The organism is Fibrobacter sp., from assembly GCA_017503015.1.
Taxonomy (GTDB): Bacteria; Fibrobacterota; Fibrobacteria; order Fibrobacterales; family Fibrobacteraceae; genus Fibrobacter.
In genome coordinates this window covers 87,204-109,873 of record JAFVTX010000030.1, presented here as the reverse complement: position 1 = coordinate 109,873, position 22,670 = coordinate 87,204, and the positions used below count along the sequence as shown (strand labels likewise).

Below are 22,670 nucleotides of genomic sequence, written 5' to 3'. Positions count from 1 at the left end.
CCGTGACGGTCTTGTCACTCCCTGCCCTTGGCCAGGAGATGACTCGGTTTGAGTTGGAGGAACAGGTTCAAGAAGAGGAAAAGGATACCACCGAAGTAAACTGGATGAACGATACTTCTGGAGTGGATACCATCGAGTATCGTGCAGTGGACCTGGTTTATGACGTGGACAAGTCTACCTTCAACTTGAACAATAGTGCCCAGCTAAAGTACCGTACCACTACCTTGGATGCCGACACCATTTGGTTCGACCAGGAAAATAGCGTTCTCGCAGCCAGCGGTGACCCCATTCTTAGGGAAACCAAGAATCCATCTCTTTCGGGCATGCGGCTCAAGTACAATATGAAAAGCCGTATCGGTGAAATCTATTACGCCACAACTTACCAAGATAACCAACAGCTGAATGGTATGGAGGTCCGTCGTTTGCCGGACCAGCGAATCCAGATTGCCCGAGGAGATTTTAGTACCTGTAACGATTCCACCCACCAGCATTTTTACTTCTATGGTCGGCGAATGGTGGTAAAACCTAAGGAGACCATAACGGCAAGGCCTGTGGTTCTGAACATTGCCGATGTGCCGGTAGCGGTACTTCCCATGATTGTGGCCCCTCTCAAAAGCGGACGTAAGTCGGGTATCTTGACGCCCAAGTTTGGTGGTGACCAGGTGCAGGGTTATTACATGAGTAATCTAGGTTTCTACTACGCACCGAACGATTACTGGGATGCTACGGTCAAGGGCGATATTATCGAAGGCGAGGAGGCCCGGTTTGAACGCTCTACCTTGACGGGGGAGGTTAGGTACAAGTTGCGCTATGTGCTAGAAGGAAATGTTTCTTACACAAGTTACCTAGAAGAATTTGATATGGCCAATAGTGGCTATGACATCCGTTTTTCTCATAACCAGAACTTGACTCCCGATGGAAAGCATACCTTGAGCGGCTCGGGCTCTTTCGTTTCTAGCCAGAGCGTTCGTAAGGACAACGCCCTGGATGCAGAGACCATCTTGAACCAGCAGGCCAATGCCCAGATGACCTATTCCGGCAAGTTCGGTACCAACAAGAGCCTGACGGTGAAGGTCCGTCAGGACCATAACCTGGTGACGGACATGATGCAGAGGGAAATCCCCGATATCCAGTACCGCATGAGCGGCCCTCTGTTCAATTTTGACATAGATGAAGATGAAGAAGCCTACGACGATCATTCCATCGCAAGTTATCTGGAAAAGTTCAACTACAGTTTCAACAACAGGTTCAACTTCTATACCGTTCGGGCGCAGGATACCGTCAACGAGGTGGACACTACTGCCAAGTATGTGGGTTACACGGGAACTTATTCTTTGGACTATTCCTTGCGGGTCCTTCGGGTAATAAACCTGACGCCACGGGCGGACTTCACAGGCTTCTGGACGGGAACCTCCTGGCGCAATCCAGAAGATTCCCTGATCTACCGTAAGCGCTACATGAGCCTGGATCCGGAACACGATACCTATGGCGAAGCGGCTTACAACCATAACTATAGCGTTACGGCGGATACCAAACTGTATGGAATCTGGGTGCCGGAAATTGGCCGCTTTACGGGGCTTAGGCATGTGCTGTCGCCAAGCGTTTCGTACACCTACGCTCCAGAAATAGATACGGTCAAGACCTTTGCCCCACACCCATTGTTAGGACAGACCCCTTACCAGATTGAACAGAAAACCGTGGGCTTCGGTTTGAACAACGATTTTGATATCAAGTATCTGAAGGTGGTGGGCCGCGCTGCAGACACGACTAGGGAAGATGGTTCGGGGGCGGTAGAAGACCAGTACGGTAACCGTCGTGTGCTAACGACTCGGCATAATGTGTCGTACAACTTTGCAGCAGACTCCCTGAATTTCTCGGACATTACCTCTAGCTTTGGCTTGCAGATACTGCCCGATTACATGTTTACGGTCAATACCCGTCATAGTGTCTACCATAAGTTTAGCGATGACCCCAACAAGGTCCAGGTGCCGGAACTGACGTATTGGGGTTACGAGCTGTCCCGTGCTTTCCGCTGGAGCGGTAACTTTAACGGCGGACTGCCGTCCCAGATGGGCAAGTACGAGATGCTCAAGTGGTCCTTCGGTTTCGATTATCGTTACACCTTCTCCAGTACCCGAGTGGCCAAGGACTTGTTCCAGGACCAGATTTCTCACTCTACAAGCATTACCGCCACGTTCCAGCCCACGGTGAACTGGGAGATGAGCTACAGCACCCAGTACGATTACAACGAAGGCAAGTTTGTGACCCACCGGTTTACCTTTAACCGGACGCTCCACTGCTGGCAGTTGGACTTTACCTGGACGCCTACGGGCCCTGCCGCCGGTTGGAGCTTTGCCATCTATGTGCGTGACCTGCCCGATATCAAGCTGAATGCGGGCAGCACGGATACAAAGCAGGACAAGTCCAGCAAGTAAGGACAATACAGGGAAAACAAAAAGACCCGCCAAATAGGCAGGTCTTTTGAGTGGAGCTAAGGAGAGTCGAACTCCTGACCTCCTGCATGCCATGCAGGCGCTCTACCAACTGAGCTATAACCCCGAAAGGTGAGCCAAATAGAGAAATTTATTTGGCTCCTGTCAAGGGGGGATTTTCGAAAAAATGAAAATTTTTCAATTAATGGGCTAGAGGCTAGGGGTTAGGGGCTAGAGTAGATAATCGCGGCAGAGCCGCCCCCTAGATCCTAGTCTCTAGATCCTGTTCCCTCTCCTAAGCCTTCTCGATGGTCACGCTTTCGATAATCACGTCGTCGAAGGGACGGTCGCTACGGTCCGTCTTGACTCCGGCGATTTCGTCCAGGACCTCGAAGCCCTCGTAGAGCTGGCCGAATACGGAGTAGCCGTCGGCAGGGCCGGGGCCCACCTGGTCGTGGTCCAAGAAATGTACGTCGTCGCCATGAACGATGAAGAACTGGCTGCCGATGGAGTTGGGCATGGCGGTCTTTGCCCAGCTGAGGGCGCCCCGCATGTGGGAAAGGCAGGGGTCGTACTTGTCGCCGATGGTGGTGCCCGGGCCCTTGGCGGAGTGTCCGCCGGTGCCGTTCCTGTTGGTGAAGTCGCCGCCCTGGATCATGAAGTTCTTGATGATGCGGTGGAAGGGAGCGCCGTCGTACTTGCCCTGCTTGGCAAGTTCGATGAAGTTGGTGGCGCATTCGCCCACCCGTTCTTCGAAGAGGCGGAGCTTCATGGTGCCGTGATTGGTTTTCATGATGGCGATAGTTTCGCCTGCCTGGGGTTTGTCGAGCTGGTTGAACATGGGAACTCCTTTAGGAATGGGGTATGAGGTCGCTACGCTTTGAGGTATGGGCAATTTTTTGCTGCATTCCGACGTAACGCAAAGTCCTGCTTATATATATAAAAACAAGGTGTATTTTATGGAGTGCAAAAGAAAAAAGTCCTTGAAAAAATCTAACTTCTAGCGTGAAAATACCTCAAAATGAGCGGAGCGAATGACCTCACACCTCAGAGGGAGCTTGCGACCGCGCTGATGCCTATATGAAAGACAACTGCAAAAGACTTCAAGAACTCCTCTCGGCCCAGGCTATGGAATTTGCCTTGGACGAGATGGCAGCAAAGATTGCAAAGATGCACCCCAGTGCCGACAACATGATTGTTCTCGGCATGGCAAGCCGCGGGATTCCCCTGGCACAAAAGCTCAGCAAGCGCTTGAGCGAAAAGTTCGGGAAACCCATCGAGACCGGCAGCCTGGATGCCACGTTCTACCGCGATGATTTCCACTACCGCAAAAAACTGGGCTCTACGGAAATGCGTTTTACCGAGATGCCCGCCAGCGTAGAAGGCAAGGTGGTGATTCTGGTAGATGACGTCCTGTACACAGGTCGCTCCGTTCGAGCGGCCCTTCAGGCCATTTTGGACTTTGGACGCCCATCGGTGGTTCGGCTCTGCGTTCTGGTGGATCGGGGCCATAGGGAACTGCCCATCGCACCCGACTGCGTGGGACTCACCGTTGAAACCGCACAGAACCAGGAAGTCCGGGTGAACATCGAACCCATTGACAATGAAAATTCCGTCTATCTCGTAGAAGTGGAGGCTTAGCTTGAGCGCACTTGAAATTAAGCACCTGTTTGGACTGCGCGGCGTATCGAAACAAGATATTCGCCTGATTCTCGACCACGCAAAACAGTTTAGAGAAGTCCTTGAACGCCCCGTGAAAAAGGTGCCGAGCCTTCGGGGTATGACGGTGGTGAACCTGTTCTTTGAAAACAGTACCCGCACCCGCACCAGTTTTGAACTGGCGGAAAAGCGGCTCTCTGCAGACACGGTGAACTTTACCAGCAGCAACTCCAGCGTCAAGAAAGGAGAAACTCTGGTTGATACCCTCCGCAACATCGAGGCCATGAAAATCGATATCGTGGTGGTCCGCCACAAGGGGACGGGTGTTCCGAAGTTTTTGGCCGACAACAGTAAGGCCATCATCGTGAATGCCGGAGATGGCGCCCACGAGCATCCGACCCAGGCGCTTCTAGACATGCTTACCGTAGAAGAAAAGCTTGGGACTCTCGAAGGTAAGAACGTGACCATCGTAGGCGACATCCGCCACAGCAGGGTCGCCCGCAGTAACCTCTGGGGCATGACCACCATGGGTGCCCATGTGACGCTTTGCGGACCTAGCACCCTGGTTCCCCGCAACACGGAACTCATGTCCAATGTCACCTGGGAAAGCGATGTGAAAAAGGCGGTAAAGAATGCCGACGCCATTATCGCGCTTCGCCTGCAAAAGGAACGCATGGACGACGCCCTGCTCCCTAGCATGCGTGAATACCGCAACACCTTCGGTATCACCCACGAACTTTTGGAATGCGCCAAGGACAAGGTTCTGATTATGCACCCGGGTCCTATCAATCGCGGCGTAGAGCTGGATAGCGAAATCGCTGATGGTGAAAATTCTGTCATCTTGAACCAGGTGACAAATGGCGTTGCCGTCCGCATGGCTGTACTTTACCTTTTGGCCGGAGGCCGTGCCCATGAATAAGATTGTACTCAAGAATGTTCGCCCTTTTGTAAATGGGAAGTTTGAATCTCCTACCACCATGAACCTTGCCGACGGCAAGTGGGTCAAGGAAGATTTGGCCGACGCGGCCGTCTTTGATGCCGATGGGGCTCTTGCGCTTCCGGCCCTTTTCGGCCTTGGACTGGACTTTAAGGAACCTCTTCGTGACGACATCTACGACTTCAAGGATGGCGTAGATGCCATGCGTCGTGGTGGATTCTACGGTGGTCTTTACGAAAGCTCCGACAATGCCATCGACGATTCCCGCAAGCTTTCGGCCATCAAGCAGATTAGCAGCTTTGCCGGATTTGCGTTCAGCTTCTTGGGCGCCTTCAGTGTGGGCTACAAGTGTAAGGAACTAACGGAGATGATCGAGCTTGCCGAAGAGGGGGCCGTGGGCTTTGGCGACGGTAACCAGGACGCCACCCGGACCAGGTTCTTGCGTCTTGCCATGGAATACGGTTCCATGACGGGCAAGCGTTTCTTCTTTATGCCTTTGGACGAATCCCTCCGCCATCATGGACTTGTCCACGAAGGCCATTACGCCGATACACTTGGTATGAAGGGGATTCCTCGTGTGGCAGAAACCATCGCTGCTTTCCGCATTCTTGAAATGGCTCGGTTCTTAAAAGTTCCTGTGCATTTCAAGCAGGTCAGCTGTGGTGAAACCTTGAAGCTAATCGAAAACGCTCGGGAACAGGGTGTGGACGTTACTTGCGATGTGGACATCTATCACCTGTTGCTAGACGACAGCTGCTTGTTCAATCTGGATTCTCACTGTAACGTGGTGATGCCATTCCGCTCGGCAAGCGACAAGGCGGCTTTGTGGCAGGGCCTCAAGTCTGGGACGGTGAACGCCATCAGCGTGAACCACGATCCGGTGCTTCGTCAAGATAAAGAAGTAAACTTTGAAGACGCTGTCCCAGGAGCCATCTCCCTGGAAATAGCGCTCCCTGCTTTGTGGAAGTCCTTGATGGAAAATCTGGGCGAGGCTCGAGCTCTGGAGCTGTTGTCCTTTGCCCCGGCAAAGATTGCCCATGCCGAAACATCTGACTTGTCTTTAGGTGCCAAGGCGAATCTTGTGCTGTTCAATGACAAGGAAGAAACGGTGGTTACTCCGTCCTTGTTTGCCGGTCAGGTCCGTAATTGCCCGCTTCTGGGTCAAACACTTTCTGGCAAAATCAAGGGCTCCTATTTGGGCGGTCTTTGGACCGAGGTCTAGGCTAAATGATTGAACCCCTGCAACTGTTCTGGATTTTTGGCATTGTGGTCCTAGTGCTTACACTGGTGGCCCTGTGGGAAATTCAGCGCAGTTACTATCGCAGGGAACACGAGGTCATGTTCGGGACGCCTCTCTTTGATGCTCAGATTAAAGAGTTGGGACTTCTTCCTGATGAAATCAGGGTCCTTGAAAAGCTAGTCCGTTCTTCGAAGTACGAAAACAAGGACGCTATCTTGAATACGGCAACCCTCTTTGAATCGGCGGTGTCCAACTACTACGATTTCAAGGGCGAAGACAATGTCAAAAAAGAGGTGCTTGAGGTTATTGCGAGGCTCCGTAGAAAATTGAACTTTACGGCATCGAATCATCTTGCTACAGTAACCTCTACAAGACAGTACAACGAGACGAATCGCGTAGATGTTCTCTTGGACGGTGGAACCCGAATGTTCCATTCGACGATTCTTGGAACGGATGAACTGGGGCTTGTGGTCGGATACGACGAATCCGTAGGTTCGGGGCGCTCCCTGGTGGGCAGGAATGTCCGATTGCGCTGGACCCGGCCAGAAGATGCCGTATACACGGCCAAGGTTGCTGTCAAATCCTTCAATTCGGGCCGCCTTACGCTATCTCATGCGACAAACCTCGAAAAGAAGCAATTGCGCCGTTGGGTTCGCGAACCGGTGGATTTCCCTGTGGTGGCGACCTTTGAAGATGGTTCTACCAGCAATGGGGTGCTTTTGGACCTATCTGCGGGCGGTATCCTTCTTGGGCTTCCGGTGGACTGCTCTTCGGGGCAGCACTTGAAAATCAAGTTCGAGTTGCCCAGTTTTGGTGAAGAAGATGTGGAAATTGAGATTTTGCGCAATTTGGGGCAAAAAAATCCAAAATTTCCGGATTACTATTTCCTGACAGCCTCCTTCTTCGGGGCCTTCGGGTGGACCCAGGAGAGGGTCCTGCAGTACATTTTCGAGGTCCACAAACAAAAAAAGGCCCCCGAAGAGGCCTAAAAAAGTCCTAAGTAGTTCATTTTCAATGACTTAGATGAATTTTTTGCTTGACATTTGGCTTTTATAAAGGTAGAATTAGGGTAGTATAGTTTCCGATTGGAGTTTATTTTGGCTTTAAGTCTGCTAGCTAAGATTCGCGGTGAACGCGTGACCGTAGGCATTGATGTTGGGCATTACAGCATCAAGTATGTTAAAGTCTATCATAATAGCCGCGGTGGTAAGGTGGTGGTCGATGCCGACCTTGAACCGGTACCCGAGGGTGCCATTGTCAATGGTGAAATCCAACGTCGCGAAGGCGGTGACGAACCCCAAGATTCGAACGCTAAAAAAGAAAAAGACGGCTATGAGCTCTTGAGCGAAGCTATGACCAAGCTTATGTTACGTCATCCTCTGGATGAATCTACGGACTTGGTGGCTTCTGTGAACTGCGGCGCTGGCGCCGGTGGCGTCCTGGTGGACCGGTTGAGCGTGAAACTCCCTAAAAATGGAGATGAGGCAGCCATTATTCTCCAGACCGCCCAGTCCCGTCCGCCCTTCGATGACCAGGATAACGTCATTGACTACGAAGTGGCATCTCGTGAAAATGACGAGGTTAAGGTAAACGTGGTGGCTGCAAAGAACGCCCTATTGGATTCTTGGGCCCAGTTCTTTACGGTAAAGGGCCTCAAGCTGTCCGCAATTGATGTGGATATCTTCGGACTTCTCAATGCCTATATGGCGACAGCCAGCGAAGAAGATTTGAATACCACCTGCGCTATTGTGAACATTGGCGAAAAGAAGATGAGTATTGCCTTTGTGCAAGACGGAGCCTTCCACTCCATGCGTGCCATGACTGGCGGTTCCTTGGATTTGGTGATTTCCAAGCTGGGAACTCATTTGGGTATTGATGCTGCCAAGTGTCACGAAATTTTTGAGAAGGGCGATCTAGGGGTGGTGGATGGATTCTCCGAAGCCGAAGTAGAAGAAGCCATGAAGCTTGCTTTTGAAGACCTGATGGCCCAGATTGAGTTTGGTATCCGTTATTTCGAGTCTTCGGAAGACTCTAAGACGCTTGGAAAAATCTTCTTGGGCGGTGGAGGTGCCTCGATCCCTGGAATGAAGGCTTATATAGCAGAGCGCACAGGGCTTGAAACTGACACAGTGAACCCATTCCGCTATGTGGAGTGCGATGCCAAAGTGTTTGGCGCGAATGGTATTTCTCTAGGTCTTTCTAATATCTATGCCCCTGCGTTGGGCCTTGCGATGAGGAAGTTCTAATGGCTACGAAAAAGAAAAAGGAACAAGAAAAATCCGCCGTGGCTACAAGGAAATCTCTTTGCATTTCCATCAACCTGCTTCCCAGGGAATACCGTAAGCCAGTCAAGGATTTTTCCTGGATTACGGACCGCCGTGTGGTGTGGCCGACTATAGCGCTTATTGCTGTTGTTGTTGGCGTGGTGATGCTATTCTCTTTTACGGAAGAGACGATTTCTGGGTTAAACCAGGAACTTAGTCGTGTTAAAGCTGAGGTGGAACGTGAACGTCCGCTGCTCACAAAGATTAGCGACTTAGAACAGAAACAAGGTGTTATCAATACAAAGATAAACGCTCTTAAGTCCATTCAGGTCAGTAAGAAACGTTGGGTTATTTTGTTCGAAAATGTTTCGTCGGTATTGCCGCCTAATATGTGGCTTACTAGTTTGAACCAATTGAGCGACAATGATTTGGAAATGCGAGGTACAACCTTTGATTTCTCTGAGGTTGCCGAGTATATGGTGAAATTGGAAAAGCAGGTAAGTGTTGAAAAGGTCTCGCTGGTAAATATTTCTACTTCGAAGGTTGAAGGAGAGGAAGTTTACACCTTTACCATCAAGGTACTCCTGAAACAGGATTTGGGAATGGAGGGGTAGTATGGGTAATATTGATTGGAAAGACAAGAAAAATATATACGCCATCTCCATAATCGTCTTGATATTGGCTGCTGCTTACTGCGTTTATACCTATATGTGGGATCCTTTTGTCCAGGAACGGACAAACCTGGAGAACCAGTTGCAATCGGCCCAGGCTGAACTGGACAAGATTAACGCTCAAAAGAAGCGTATTGCCGAGTTGGAAATGCAGTTGGTCCAAGCGGAAAAGGATTTTGAAAAACTGAAAGAAATGTTCCCCGAAGAAGAAAAGGTTCCTCTGCGCCTGCAAGACCTATACTCTGTACTTCGTAGTTCTGGTGTGCAAATCCAGCGGTTTAATCCTGAAGGCGGTAGCGAAAAGGAACATTACATAGAGAACCGTTATTCTATTGCGGTGAACTCTGGCTATCACATGTTGGGTTACCTGTTTGCCGAAATAGCAAACTTCAACTACCCGACGGCGATTTCTAACTTGCGCCTTAATCGCTACTCCGGCATTGCCGCCGAGCTTCAGAAAGCGGAAACCCATGGATGGACTCCCATTACCATGTCGGTTACCTTTAACCTGACCACTTACACATCCAAGAAGGTAGCAAAATGATGAAAAAAATATTTGTCCTTTTGTTCCTTGCCTTTGTCGCCTCTACAACTGCGGCTCAGATTAAGGATGTAAAATTTGTCTGCGATGCCAAGAAATGCGAAATGGGATTCCTGTTTGCATCCGAGGAAGATTTGCCTACGTTCTTCCAGAAATATGACGCAGCGGCAAAGAAACTGACTGTTGGTTTTTCCAATACGGATTTCGCCTTGGGCGAAGGAAACTACGATATCGACGGCGCATCCGAGTGGGTGAAATCCATGAGGGTTTTCAAGGACAATTACCGTGGTATGCAGTTCTTGAAAATCGAGATGAATGTAGGTCCGTCCCTGAGTGGTGACAAGAACGAAATTTCCTTGGAAGGTTCCAATTTCCTTTTAAAACTCAAAGGGAACAAGGGTAAGGCCTGGATTCTTTCCAAAATTTTTGCCCAGAAGAAAAAAGAAGCTGACAAACGAGCTCTTGAAGAAAAGAAAGCTGCAGAAAAGGCCGCTCTTGAAGAAAAGAAACGTATAGCTGAAGAGAAAAAGGCTGCAGAAAAGCAGGCTATTGAAGATAAAAAAGCTGCAGCCAAGGCTGCTGCCGAAGAAAAGAAGCGCTTGGCCGAAGAAAAGAAAGCTGCTGAAAAGCAGGCCCTCGAAGACAAAAAGGCCGCCGCCAAGGCCGCTGCCGAAGAAAAGAAGCGCTTGGCTGAAGAAAAGAAAGCTGCAGAGAAGGCTGCTCTTGAAGAAAAGAAACGGCTAGCCGAGGAGAAGAAGGCTGCCGAGAAAGCAGCTGCCGAAGAAGCCAAACGATTGGCAGATGAACAGAAGAACTTGGATAAGGCTGTCAAGGAGGATGGAAATATTTCCGCGCTCTTGCCTGGAGTCAAGGAGTTTACGGTTCTTATGGGCTCCGGTATGGAACAGTTCCGCTTGGTAGCTGACGATGCTATTGATATCAAGTATGTTTCCGGTCCCGATAAGGCATCTATCGTAACGATAGGTGTTGCGGGCCCGCAGAAATCACCGGTATTTAAAATTGGTGCGGGATCTCTTGTTAAGTCTGCAACTTGGGGCGCTAATGGCCTGAAACTTCAGTTGCCAGTGGGACTCCGGCCTGTAATTTTGGTACAGGATGGTGCTTTGGTTCTGCAGACCAGCGAAAATGTCATAAAGAAAGACGGTTTTATTTTCTGGTCGGCAAGACCTGATGGAATTTTTGTACGTGATTGGATGAAGGCTGCAGATGCAAGCCAGAATTTCGATACATTTGTAAACAAGTACGATAAGGAAAGCAAGAAAATTGTGTCGGGGGCTCAAGTGTTCCACTTGAAACCGGTGGTTCGCGAACTTATCGTGGTAGATGACGAAATTGACATGTATGCAGGTCCTAATGAAAATTCCCAGATTATTAATCGCCTTTCGTTTGGTGATCGCTTGGTGAATATGGATTTAGTTGGCCTTTATTATAAAGTGCAGAGCGGAGCTCGTGTGGGCTTTGTGAACCGCCGTTCAGTGAGTTACAAGGATGAACTTTCTGCAGTTCAGCAAGAGAGGCTCAAACAAGTGGACAAGGAAAGGGGTGAACTTGCCGAAGGCTCTGTCAATATTGCCAGTCAGCTGGATGGTATGTACGAAGACCGCGTTACCTATAGCTCTTTCGGCCGCCGCGATCCCTTTGTAGATGTGAAGGGCTTGGTAGAAGAGGGTATTAATATTGACCAGGTGGAACTCGTAGGCATTATTTGGGAGTCCGATGTGCCGATGGCCATTCTGGTTGAAGCCAAAAATCCGTCTATTTCTTATACCCTCAAGGAAGGGGATAAGATCTTGAACGGCAAGGTATTGAAAATTACAGAAACAGATGTGCTCTTCCTAATCCAAGAATTCGGTGTGAGCCGTCGCTACTCCATGGGTCTTCCCGATAAGTATGGGGGTAAAAAGTGAAAAAAATAGCCAAGATCGTTCTCATTCTGCTTCTTGCTGTAGGTGTCACGGCATCATTTGCCCAGCAGCCTGCGGAGAGTGGCCCTTCGGAGCCCAACAAGAAGTTGTATAACTTTACCTTTGTGGATATGGACTTCGATGCCGTATTCCGTTCTCTCTCCGTGACTGCGGGTGTGGACATTCTTCTTGCTCCCGATGTGAAGGGCAAGATGAGCCTCAAGATTACCAAGAAAACTTGGCAAGAGACTTTGGATATTATCTGCGAGATTAATGACCTGACCTGGCTCATTCAGGACAAGTACATTACCATTCAGCGTTCTAGTACCTATCAGGCCAAGCAAAAGAAAATTGCGGATGAAGAGGCTCAGGCAGAACAGAATGCTCCTTTGGTCCGTAAGAACTTTCAGGTGCATCATGCCAAGGCTGAGGAACTGGTCAAGGTGCTCGAAAGCATGAAGTCCAATCGTGGCCGCATTACGGTGGTGGAACGCACTAACTCCATCATTGTCTATGATACCGATGGAAGAATTGATCAGATGGAGAACGCCTTGAATGAGCTGGATATCGAAACTCTCCAAATCATGATTACTGCAAAGCTTGTGGTGGTGAACAGCGAACTCGCCCGCGAACTGGGTGTGGACTGGACCTATCAGGCTGGCAAAACTGGGTTGACTCCGGGCCAAGCTCAAATGCCCACGGGAAGTGCTGCTGGAGATCCTCGAATGGGCGTGGCTGCGCAGTCTTTCCCCAACAAGGGCGTGTCTCCTGCAGTTCTTAATCCGTCTGCGTCTATAACTACCAGCGTTTTGGACAACCATTTGCAATTAGCCATTACCAATTTGATGGGAGACGCCTCTACAGAAGTGCTTGCCAGCCCCCAGGTTTCCACTCTTGACAACACCGAAGCTCAGGTGTTCATGGGAGACAAGATTTCTATCCGTGTCATTGACGATGACGGAGAATCCTCTACACAGTTAGTGGAAACGGGTATCAAGCTTACGGTAACACCCCATGTATCCGGTGACAACCGCATTTTGTTGGATTTGCATCCTGAAAATAACTCTTATGACTATGACTCTAAGGGTGAAGTTGTCATTAGTACTCAGGAAGCAAAGACTAAGGTGGTTGTAGCAGATGGTGAAACTGTGGTGATTGGCGGCCTTACTCGTAATGAAACGCAAGAATCTGAAAGTGGTATTCCGTTCTTGAAGGATATTCCGCTGTTTGGCAACTTGTTCAAGTATTCTCGTAAGGCTGTAGTGAAAAAAGACCTTGTGATTTTTGTGACACCTCGCATTATCCGTAACTATATTGGCAATGTGGATATTTCTGAGGCTTCCTCTGAAACGACAGGAAATCCTGCTCCAGTTCCTGAAGCGAAAAAGGTAGAACAGAAGCCTGCGACCGCAGCTGCTCCTGCTAAGCAACAGACTCCTGCTGCTCAGCAAGCACAAAAACCGGCAGCATCCAAGGCTCCAGCAGCACCAGCTCCATCAAAGAGTGCTGATAGTGATTGGGAGTAATTTTCCCATTTAAAAGAACTTAACAAAGGCCAGGGAAATCCCTGGCCTTTAATTTTATATCAGTTTGTCTGTTGTGACTATTTAAATAGGTCGTTGTCGTCTTCGTCCTTGACGGATACCTCTGTGCCGGTGGCCGAGTCGTCCGTGCCGTCGTCGAAGGTGTCGGCCGGGCTGATTCGGCTCGTGCGCTTCACCTTCTTCGCGGTGAACTTGCTGCCCAGAGCCTTGTAGCTCTTGACATCGGCCACTTCTGTCAGGTCCAGCTCTTCTTTCTGGACTTCGCGGCCCACCTGGTATTCCATGAGCTGGCGGGCATCGTCTGTGGCGAAGAATTCAATCATCTGAGAATCCTTGTGGTCGCTGATGAGGTTGAATTCCGTTGTCATGGGGCAGCCTTCCAGGTTGAATCGCTTCACCATGTAGTTGAAGTTTCCGCCCTCGAAGTAGAGGATGGTAAAGACCTGGGTGGGGTCGAACTTGTGGATGTACTTGATACCGGTACCCACAAGAATCGGGTCGGCCATGTCGTGGACCCGGGCCCTGCCGTTTTCCTTGACGATGAGGATCTTGTCCTTCTCGCCGAATTCGCCGATGCGGTCGCCCCTTCTCTGGGTGCTGATGAGTCCGGAGAGGGCGTCAAAGTACAGCACGCGGGCCCCCAGAGTGCTGACACCCTTACGGATACGCTTGACTGTCTTGACTGGGTACTTGGTGACGATATTGCCCATGGCGCCGCGTCCTTTCACTTCGATGGAGCTGAAGTCCACTTCGAAGTTCAGCTTGGTACGCGGACGCGGCTTGAGCGTCACTTCCACTACTTCGGCCTCGCCGTTCAGGTTGCTGGACATGTACAAGAGGCGGCTGCCGGGCTTGTTCTTGCCCATGTAGTAGTCCTTGTCGCGGGTCACGCCGCCTACGTTGAAACGCTTGATGTAGGCGGTGCCGTCCTTGCCGTCCTGGTGGATGACGTTGTAGATGTGGCGCTCGTCGTCCTTGTTGAATTTTTCCACGAGTACAATGTTCTTGCCCACGAAATCCTTGTCGGAGACCTTCACCACCTTGAAGCTGCCGTCGGCCTTGAACACGATGAGGTCGTCGTATTCGGACACGTCAAAGAGGTATTCTTCCTTCTTCATGCCCGTGCCGAGGAAGCCTTCCTTGCGGTTCACGTAGAGTTTCTGGTTCGCGAGAGCCACGTGCACGGCGCTCACCTGGCCGAATTCGCCAATTTCAGTCTTGCGGTCGCGACCTTCGCCGTACTTCTTGAGGATGTTCTTGAAGTAGTTCACGGCGTAGTCGGTGAGGTGTTCTTTGTTGTGGTTCACCTCTTCAATCTTCTTGTCCAGTTCTTCCAGGAACTCGTCGGCTTTTTTGCGGTCAAAACGGCTGATGCGGCGGACCGGAATTTCGGCCAACTTGAGAATTTCTTCGCGGGTCACTTCGCGGCGGAGCTTGCGCACGTATGGCTTCAAGCCTTCATCAATCAGCTGGACCATCTCGTCGTGGGTCTTCGCCTTCTTGATGACCTCGTAGACTTCCTTCTCGATGAAAATTTTCTCGAGGCTCGTCATGTGCCACTGGTCCTGCAGGTGCTTGAGCTCGTTGTCCAGTTCCCAGTCCAGCAGGTGTACCGTGTGGTCGGTGCTGAGCTTCAGAAGTTCCGTGGTGCTACTGAATTTCGGTTTCTTGTCGATAATCACACAGCTGTTGGCGGCCAAAGTCGTCTGGCAGTCGGTAAACGCATAGAGCGCGTCGATGACGACCTGCGGGTCGGAACCTGCCTGCAGGTGGATCTGGATTTCCACGTTTTCGGTGGTGTGGTCCACAATCTGCTTGATCTTGATTTTTCCCTTGTCGTTGGCCGCCACGATGGAGTCGATGAGGCTATCGGTGGTGGTGCCGAAGGGAATTTCGCGGATGACCAGCGTCTTGTTGTCGAGCTTTTCGATGCGGGCTCGGACCTTGAGGCGTCCGCCGCGCTGGCCGTCGTTGTATTCGCTCACGTCGATGATGCCGCCCGTATAGAAGTCCGGGTACAGCGTGAACTTGCGGCCGCGCAGGTAGTCGATGCTCGCCTGGCACAGTTCCTTGAAGTTGTGAGGGAGGATGGTGGTGGAAAGGCCCACCGCGATGCCGTCCACGCCCTGGGCCAGGAGAATCGGGAACTTCGCGGGGAGTGTCACCGGTTCCTTGGAACGCCCGTCGTAGTTCGGAATCCATTCCGTAGTCTCGGGGTTGAACATCACGTCCAGCGCAAAGTCGCTGAGCTTGCCTTCGATGTAACGCGGGGCGGCAGCCTCGTCGCCCGTAAGCGGGTTACCCCAGTTACCCTGCGGCTCGATAAGCAGGTTCTTCTGGCCCATGTTCACCAGGGCCGTGTAGATGGAGGCGTCGCCGTGGGGGTGGTAGTGCATGGTGTCGCCCACGATGCCCGCCACCTTGTGGAAACTGCCGTCGTTCATCTCGTACATAGTGTGGAGAATGCGGCGCTGCACCGGCTTGAGGCCGTCCTCGAAGTAGGGCACGGCGCGGTCGAGAATCGTATAGCTCGCGTAGTCCAGGAACCAGCCGTTGTAAAGCTTTTCCAGGTGGTTTACGTTCGAAAGTCCTAAAGTTTTCTGTTCTTCATCCATAATTTAGCCTTGAGGTCGCTTCGCTTTGAGGTGTGAGGTCGCTTCGCTTTGAGCTAGATAATCGCGCCTGTGGCGCCTTACTTTGCTCAAAGGGCCGAAGGCCCGTGCTCATAGCTCGTAGCCCATACCTGTTACAATTCCTCTACCGCCTCGGTGCGCAGGTTTTCGACGATGTAGTCCTGGCGGGCCTGGGTGTTCTTGCCCATGTAGTATTCCAGCAGCTTGCCCAGAGAGGCGTCGCTTGGCATGGTGACGGTCTCCAGGTGCATGTTTTCGCCGATAAGCAACTTGAAGTCCTCGGAGTCCATTTCGCCGAGGCCTTTGAAGCGCGTGATTTCCAAATCCTTCTTGTTGATTTCCTTCGCTGCCTTGTCCCGTTCCTCTTCGTCGTAGCAGTAGAAGGTCTTCTTTTTGTCTTTGCGGTTGCGCACGCGGAAGAGCGGCGCCTGCAATATGTAGAGGTGCTTCTCCTGCACGAGTTCCGGGAAGTACTGCAAGAAGAACGTCATCACCAGGAGGCGGATGTGCATGCCGTCCACGTCGGCATCGGTCGCGATAATCACCTTGTCGTAGCGCAGGTCCTCGAGCCCGTTTTCGATGTTGAGGGCGGCCTGGAGCAGGTTCCATTCCTCGTTCTCGTACACGATTTTCTTGGAGAGGCCGTAGCTGTTCTTCGGCTTGCCGCGCAGGCTGAACACCGCCTGGGTCTTGGGGTTACGTGCCGTAGTGATGGTACCGGAGGCGGAATTACCCTCGGTAATAAAAATCATGGTCTCGCTCTTGAGCGGGTTTTTGGCATCGGTGAGGTGCACGCTGCAGTCACGGAGCTTCTTGTTGTTGAGGTTCGCCTTCTTGGCGCGCTCGTTGGCGAGCTTCTTGACGCCGGCCAGTTCCTTGCGGAGCTTTTCGTTCTGGTTGATGCGTTCCAGGAGCTTCTTGGCCGTGTCCTCGTTCTTGTGGAGGTAATTGTCCAGTTCCTGGGCCACAAAATCCACAATCCAGGTACGGAGTGCGGGGCCGTTCGGGGCCGTGGTGGTGGAACCGAGCTTCGTCTTGGTCTGGGATTCAAAAACCGGTTCCTGGATGCGCACGGAAACGGCTCCCACGATGCAGTTGCGCACGTCGGATGCGTCGTATTCCTTCTTGAAGTGGTCGCGCACGCCCTTTACGAGTCCCTCGCGGAATGCCGCCTGGTGGGTACCGCCCTGGGTGGTGTGCTGGCCGTTCACGAAGCTGAAGTAGTGCTCGCCTTCCTGGTTCGAGTGCGTGATGGCAAACTCGATATCCTTGCCCTTGCAGTGGATGACCGGGTAGCGGATGGTGTCGTCGGTACGGCTGTGGAGCAGGTCCAAGAGCCCGTTCGGGCTGTTGTAATCCTTGCCGTTCATCACCAGCGTGAGCCCGTTGTTCAGGTAGGCGTAGTTCCAGATCTTCTCTTCCATGTAGGCGGGGAGGAACCGGAAGTTCTTGAACAGGTCGTTATCGGGCTCGAAGTAGATTTCGGTGCCGTTCTTCTCGGTGGTGGAGGTAATCTTGAAGTCCTTCACCAGGATGCCCTTGCTGAACTCGGCGCGCTTGACCTTGCCGTCGCGGAAACTTTGTACGATAAACTTTGTGGAGAGCGCGTTCACCGCCTTGGTACCCACACCGTTCATGCCCACAGACTTCTGGAAGGCTTCGGAATCGTACTTGCCGCCCGTATTCATCTTCGACACGCAGTCGATGACCTTTTCGAGAGGGATGCCGCGGCCGTAGTCGCGCACGCGGCAGCTGTGGTCTTCCATGTCGATTTCAATTTTTTTGCCCGCGCCCATGGCGAACTCGTCGATGGAGTTGTCGATAACTTCCTTCGCGAGCACGTAGATGCCGTCGTCGGGGCTCTGTCCGTCGCCCAGCTTGCCGATGTACATACCGGGGCGGAGCCTAATGTGTTCGTACCAGTCTAGAGTCTTGATGCTGTCCTTGTCGTACTTTACAGCCATTATCTACCTTTTCAAAACTAAAAAATGCCTTTTTTCGCCAATTTTAAGAAATTTCGCGAGATTTCTTGCGGAAAATGCCCGGACTCGCGGCTCCGGTCCGCCCTTTGCCCCCAATATAGCAAAAAATTTTGTCAAAGAGTGACAATTTGTGCAGTACCGGCTATTTTGAATTTCTGATTCTATAAAAAAGTTTGACTATTGTGCAATATTCTAATACGAAAGAGCTCCGGCAAAAGGAAAGCAATGTTATGGACAAAACCCTTACTACCGGAATAGCGAGATAAGACAAAGCCTTCATTACATTCAGGCTTTGCCCTACGGGTTAAGCCTTCGGCTTAATCTCTGAATCGGCTATATTCACTTCGTTCATCGCCGATTCAGTGCCAAAACAGTCACTTTGTTCCTGTTTTGCCCTTCGGGCTTGCCGTGCTTTGCACGGTCAAGGCCTCCCGCGTCGCGTTTCACTTCGTTCCGCTCCGCGGTAGTCGAACTCACGACTACGTCGCTCGTCCTGAATCTCTCGCTATTCCGCGTATAAAAAGAAAACCACCCTTTAGGGTGGTTTTTCTTTTTATCGGAATAGCGAGATTCGAACTCACGACCTCTTGCTCCCGAAGCAAGCGCTCTACCAGGCTGAGCTATATTCCTGTTTTGTGGCTCAAAGACAGTTAAAAAAGACGAAAAATTAAAGGTCAAATGCAAATTTTTTAGCGAGATGAGACAAAAACCTAACTTTGTTACGGTTTTTGCCCTACGGGTTAAGCCTTTGGCTTAATCTCTGAATCGGCTGCATTCACTTCGTTCATCGCCGATTCAGTCGAACTCACGACCTCTTGCTCCCGAAGCAAGCGCTCTACCAGGCTGAGTTTATTCCGTATTAAAGGGTTTGTCAGGTTATTTTTTTCGTTTTTGGGGCGGGTTTGCCGATTTTGAGGATGCTGGAACCGGCGTTTTCGATTTCGGTGCGGTAGAAAACCACCCGGTTTCGCCATTCGGAGCGGACCTTGCGGTCGATAATCTTCTTGACGTTGCCGTAGGCGGGGTTCCCGCCCCCGTGGATGACCCGGAGCACGCTGAGTCCAGCGATGGACATTTGGGACATGCGGCGTTCCACCGCCTCCGCCGCCTCGTCGGCGGTCATGCCGTGGAGGTCGATCTCGTCTTCGGGTAGCGGTGTGCCCCAGGAGGCGGGGTTCCGAACCTTGCGTCCCTTGAAAACTTTTTTCTCGGTCGGGACGTCGGCCTTCTCTGCATCCAGGGCCTTGTCCTTGTCTTCCATGTGGTGGTTCTTGATCCACTCCAGCTGGAAAAGTTCTTCTTCGTTGAAAGCCATTTTATACCTTGAAGTTCTTGTGGTAGTTCCAGGTCCACTGCTCGGGGTGGTCCTCGATCCAGCGTTCCACGTCGGCGGCTATGGAGCTGACCAGTTCCGCCTCGCCTTCGGGAGTGGCGGCCATCTTGGGTGGGTAGTAGTGCTCGAACCGGATGACGTGCTCTCGGATTTTTTTACCCTGCTTGACAACCGTTTCGCTGTAGGTGCGGAAGGTGACAATGCTTGCCCCCATCTGGTTTACCTTGACGGGAAGCCTGAGGTAGAGGGTATTCTTTTTCCTGAAAAGGGAGACGGTGTTGCCCTTGGTGTTACGGCCCTGGTCCACCACCATGGCAAGGATTCCCTGGGTCTTGAACAGGTTTCGGATAAGGCTCTGGAGCTTGTCGGGGTGGTATTCGGTGAGGTTCGGGTCGCTGCGCAGGTCTTCTAGGCACTTGCGCATGGCGGCATCCCCTGCAGAGTCGGTAATGAGGTGTACCGGCTTGCCGTAACGGCAGAGAATCCGGTGCATGTTCTCGAAGGCGCCCTGGTGGATGCTCATGCCCACCACGGTTCCCTCCTTGGCGGCATCTTGCATGATAAATTCGTTCTCGAATCGGACCCGTGCTGTGGCAGAGGGAATCCGGGCCAGCAGGCGGTAGCTGTCGATGCCGTTCCAGTAGATGCTTTCGAACACGTCTTTGGGCGTGACCTTGTGCTTGCGTGTGGCGTTTTTTCCGTAGAAGCCTGTTTCTTGCAGAAGCCGTTCAACACGGCCGTAGGCCCGCTTGGTATGGAGAGCCTTGTAGATAGGAAACGCAATCTTGAACAGCAGCGCAAAGAAGGCGTCCGGCAACCGCAGCAATGTATGAAGTGTAACTTTGTATATGACGAATTTTGCCTTGAGCATTTTAGAGCTTAGCACATAGAATGTTTAATTCCACATCACACACTTCACATTTCACATTATTTTTTTATTTTTCGTCAAACTCCAAGATGCCTCTGCCGAACTCCCGCACGAACAGCCTGCGGGAAAGTCCTTCGCCGGCGTAGCTGATGGTAGGTGAGATTTCGTAGAGCTTGTCTTCCTTGACTTCGACGTGAGCCTTTTTCAGCCATTCCTTGTGGAGGCGTCCGATCATGTTGCGGGCGGTCTTGGGAGAATCGTTTCCGTCGGCGTTCTTGACGGGGCTGAATTCTTCTTCGCGGACCACACCGAAGGGCAACATGGAACCCAGCAGCGGGAAGGCGTCAAAGAGGAACTGCTCGAACTTGAAGCATTTCTCGATGCCGCAGACGGTCTTTCGGGCGGTGTGCCACGGGAGCCTGCTGGTCTGCAGCTTGCGGAGCCCTGCCAGCTTGAACAGGTGGATGGCGATGTTTCCGCCGTCGAAGGTGAGGCTGCCGTCGGCGTTGGTCATGTCGCGGTAGTTTTCGGGAAGGTCGCTGTATTCCACCACGCCGGGCTTGCCGTTCTGCAGGGCGAATATGCCCACCTTTTCGTTTGGACCGGCCTTGTGGACCACCTTGGAGGCCGACATGCTACGGCCTTCGCTGGCAAGTGCTCCGATGAACGCCGGGTCGCAAATGCGGCACAGCGCGTTATCTACGCTGTAGAGGAACACGTACTGCACGCCCTTTTCGACAAGCCAGGCCAGAGTGCCGCTCTGTGCCAGGGCGCGAAAACAGCCGCCGTTTCCGTCGGGCACAAGGGCCAGGCGGTTGTTCTCGTCCACCACGGCCTTGCCCTCGGGAGTGAGGGCGCAGATGGTACCCTGCTCGAAAAAGCGGATGTTGTCCCGGTCCATGCCAAAAAACTTGTGTTCGGTAAAGAAGTTGACGGTGGCCTCGTGGTTCAGGGGGCTGGTCATGATGCACCAGGGAATGGGGTGGCCCACCTGTGCGGCCAGGTTCTGCAGGCGTTCCGCTTGCAGCTGGAACAAGCTCTTGTGGCTGGGGAGCCCGATGTCGAACATGCCCTTGGGTCCGTCGAAACCGAGACGGGAACCCTGTCCGCCCGCCACCAGGAAGGCGGCCACCTGTCCTTTCTGGAGTAGGATTTCTCCGGTTTCTTTCCAGAAGTCGTAGCGCAGGTCGTCGGCGGCAATCTTGAAGGGCATGGGCTTGAGGTCGGCGGAAACGTTGTCTGCCAGGGTGGCGGCGGACTTTTCGGCGTAAAGGGACTTCAGTTCTTCCCAGTCCTGGGATAAAATATCTCGCTCCAGAAGGCTGCGGGCTTCACCAGTCAAGGATTCCAGTTTAGCGACGAGTTCTTGCTGGCCCGCCGCTTTCAGAGTTTTGATAATGTCCATAAGCTAAATATAGAATAGTAGGAGGTGGGCTACACTTGACGCATCTGTTTCCAAATATTACATTGCCCATAATTATAGTTTCAAGTAAGAAGTCCATGAAAAAATTAATCCTGGCGGCATCTATCGCCCTGACTGCAGCATGCTTTGTCGCTTGTGATGACAGTTCCAGTGGTTCGTCCAACGAAATTCCCTCTTACAAGAATGAGGCAGACCTGCCTAACGCTTGTGATAAGGATGTCGCCAAGGTGAATACTACCTATTTCGCCTGTCTTGAGAACGAGTGGGTGGCTGTCACAGATTCTGCTACCATTGAAAAAATCAAGGATGGTCTTACCGGGGATAAGTTGAAAGATGAGCTGGAAGAACTGATGTCGAAACTGTCCAGTTCATCAACCGAGTCCAACGAAGACGACTCTTCGCCTTCTATAGGGGACGATGACCTGGAATCCAGTTCCAGCGGCTCTACTATTCCTGCCAAATGGAGCTGGGATGTACCGAAGGAAGCCCGCCTGAACCCGAAAATCACCTACGGCACCCTGACCGACCACCGCGATAGCAAAGTTTACAAGACTGTAAAGATTGGCGACCAGACCTGGATGGCGGAGAACCTGGACTATGCCGACAGCGTAACCACGCCGAGCCTCAAGGGCAAGAGTTGGTGCTACAATGACGTGGTTGAGAACTGTGCCGTGACAGGTCGTCTCTATACTTGGGCTGCGGCAATCGACTCCGTCAAGCTTTACGACGGTGGCACCGGCGTGAACTGCGGTTACCTCAGAGCCTGTACGCTGCCTGAAAAGGTGTCGGGTATTTGCCCGTCGGGCTGGCACTTGCCGACCAAGGATGAATGGCAAACCCTGTTCACGGCGGTGGGTGGATCATCAGCCGCCGGTGCAAAACTAAAGTCGCAGACAGGCTGGCGTGCCCATAACGGCATCACCAACGAGGATGCCTACGGCTTTTCTGCGCTCCCTGCTGGCATCTGGACCGACGATCTCTACTTCAATAATGTCGGCGACATCGCCTACTTCTGGAGTGCCACGCAGAACGATTGGGACTTTGCCTACTATATGTACCTGTGCCACTATGACGACGAGGCGCACCTGAGCTACTACAGCAAGACATTCGGGCTCTCTGTTCGTTGCCTAAAGGACTGACCACAAGGTGAACGCATTGCAGAAAGGTTCTAAGTAAAGAGAGATACGCCCGAAGTTCCAAAAGAACCTCGGGCTTTTT

The 22,670-nt window shown here is 51.9% G+C and carries 17 protein-coding genes and 2 tRNA genes; 11 read left to right on the top strand and 8 right to left on the bottom strand.

The window, feature by feature from the left end; genetic code table 11:
• Positions 1–38 precede the first annotated feature (38 nt).
• On the top strand, positions 39–2,435 hold the full coding sequence (locus IKB43_06015; GenBank protein MBR2469691.1) for an LPS-assembly protein LptD: 2,397 nt from the start codon (positions 39–41) through the stop codon (positions 2,433–2,435).
• A gap of 51 nt (positions 2,436–2,486) precedes the next feature.
• Here IKB43_06015 and IKB43_06010 read toward each other — a convergent pair.
• Together IKB43_06010 and IKB43_06005 are read right to left on the bottom strand one after the other, a co-directional pair.
• A tRNA-Ala gene (locus IKB43_06010) sits at positions 2,487–2,559 on the bottom strand.
• 168 nt (positions 2,560–2,727) lie between these two features.
• On the bottom strand, positions 2,728–3,273 hold the full coding sequence (locus IKB43_06005) for a peptidylprolyl isomerase (GenBank protein ID MBR2469690.1): 546 nt from the start codon (positions 3,271–3,273) through the stop codon (positions 2,728–2,730).
• A 239-nt stretch (positions 3,274–3,512) separates the two neighbouring features.
• Between IKB43_06005 and pyrR the strand changes: the two genes are divergently transcribed.
• From pyrR to pilQ, 9 genes are all read left to right on the top strand, one after another.
• The gene (gene pyrR / locus IKB43_06000) at positions 3,513–4,073 is read left to right on the top strand and encodes a bifunctional pyr operon transcriptional regulator/uracil phosphoribosyltransferase PyrR (protein MBR2469689.1); all 561 of its coding nucleotides are present in this window, start codon (positions 3,513–3,515) and stop codon (positions 4,071–4,073) included.
• Between the two features lies 1 nt (position 4,074).
• Positions 4,075–5,010: an aspartate carbamoyltransferase catalytic subunit gene (locus tag IKB43_05995; GenBank protein MBR2469688.1), complete on the top strand. Its 936-nt coding sequence runs from the start codon at positions 4,075–4,077 to the stop codon at positions 5,008–5,010.
• Positions 5,003–6,250, top strand: a complete 1,248-nt coding sequence (locus tag IKB43_05990; GenBank protein MBR2469687.1) for a dihydroorotase — start codon at positions 5,003–5,005, stop codon at positions 6,248–6,250. The genes IKB43_05995 and IKB43_05990 overlap by 8 nt, the downstream gene beginning before the upstream one ends.
• Before the next feature lie 5 nt (positions 6,251–6,255).
• The gene (locus IKB43_05985) at positions 6,256–7,257 is read left to right on the top strand and encodes a PilZ domain-containing protein (GenBank protein ID MBR2469686.1); all 1,002 of its coding nucleotides are present in this window, start codon (positions 6,256–6,258) and stop codon (positions 7,255–7,257) included.
• A 108-nt stretch (positions 7,258–7,365) separates the two neighbouring features.
• Positions 7,366–8,514 (top strand): pilus assembly protein PilM, encoded by a 1,149-nt coding sequence (gene pilM, locus IKB43_05980; GenBank protein ID MBR2469685.1) that lies wholly within the window; start codon positions 7,366–7,368, stop codon positions 8,512–8,514.
• Positions 8,514–9,146, top strand: coding sequence for a PilN domain-containing protein (locus tag IKB43_05975; GenBank protein ID MBR2469684.1), 633 nt, complete (start codon positions 8,514–8,516; stop codon positions 9,144–9,146). The genes pilM and IKB43_05975 overlap by 1 nt, the downstream gene beginning before the upstream one ends.
• A gap of 1 nt (position 9,147) precedes the next feature.
• Positions 9,148–9,747 (top strand): type 4a pilus biogenesis protein PilO, encoded by a 600-nt coding sequence (gene pilO, locus IKB43_05970; protein MBR2469683.1) that lies wholly within the window; start codon positions 9,148–9,150, stop codon positions 9,745–9,747.
• A complete protein-coding gene (locus tag IKB43_05965) occupies positions 9,747–11,672 on the top strand; it encodes a hypothetical protein (GenBank protein ID MBR2469682.1) in 1,926 nt (641 codons plus the stop codon). Before pilO ends, IKB43_05965 begins: the two co-directional genes overlap by 1 nt.
• Positions 11,669–13,195, top strand: a complete 1,527-nt coding sequence (gene pilQ, locus IKB43_05960) for a type IV pilus secretin PilQ (protein MBR2469681.1) — start codon at positions 11,669–11,671, stop codon at positions 13,193–13,195. The genes IKB43_05965 and pilQ overlap by 4 nt, the downstream gene beginning before the upstream one ends.
• 77 nt (positions 13,196–13,272) lie before the next feature.
• Here pilQ and IKB43_05955 read toward each other — a convergent pair whose 3' ends face one another.
• From IKB43_05955 to IKB43_05930, 6 genes are all read right to left on the bottom strand, one after another.
• Entirely contained in the window at positions 13,273–15,828 is a 2,556-nt protein-coding gene (locus tag IKB43_05955) for a DNA gyrase/topoisomerase IV subunit A (GenBank protein MBR2469680.1), read from the bottom strand.
• Between the two features lie 131 nt (positions 15,829–15,959).
• Positions 15,960–17,810 carry a type IIA DNA topoisomerase subunit B gene (locus IKB43_05950; GenBank protein ID MBR2469679.1) on the bottom strand — a complete coding sequence of 617 codons (1,851 nt, stop codon included), beginning with the start codon at positions 17,808–17,810 and terminating at the stop codon, positions 15,960–15,962.
• Positions 17,811–18,384: 574 nt separating this feature from the next.
• A tRNA-Pro gene (locus tag IKB43_05945) sits at positions 18,385–18,458 on the bottom strand.
• Between the two features lie 241 nt (positions 18,459–18,699).
• A complete protein-coding gene (locus tag IKB43_05940) occupies positions 18,700–19,143 on the bottom strand; it encodes a Smr/MutS family protein (protein MBR2469678.1) in 444 nt (147 codons plus the stop codon).
• Position 19,144: 1 nt separating this feature from the next.
• Positions 19,145–20,032 carry a lauroyl acyltransferase gene (locus IKB43_05935; GenBank protein MBR2469677.1) on the bottom strand — a complete coding sequence of 296 codons (888 nt, stop codon included), beginning with the start codon at positions 20,030–20,032 and terminating at the stop codon, positions 19,145–19,147.
• A 64-nt stretch (positions 20,033–20,096) separates the two neighbouring features.
• Positions 20,097–21,434, bottom strand: a complete 1,338-nt coding sequence (locus IKB43_05930; GenBank protein ID MBR2469676.1) for a UDPGP type 1 family protein — start codon at positions 21,432–21,434, stop codon at positions 20,097–20,099.
• Between the two features lie 95 nt (positions 21,435–21,529).
• Between IKB43_05930 and IKB43_05925 the strand changes: the two genes are divergently transcribed.
• The gene (locus IKB43_05925; protein MBR2469675.1) at positions 21,530–22,591 is read left to right on the top strand and encodes a fibrobacter succinogenes major paralogous domain-containing protein; all 1,062 of its coding nucleotides are present in this window, start codon (positions 21,530–21,532) and stop codon (positions 22,589–22,591) included.
• The last annotated feature ends 79 nt before the right edge of the window (positions 22,592–22,670 follow it).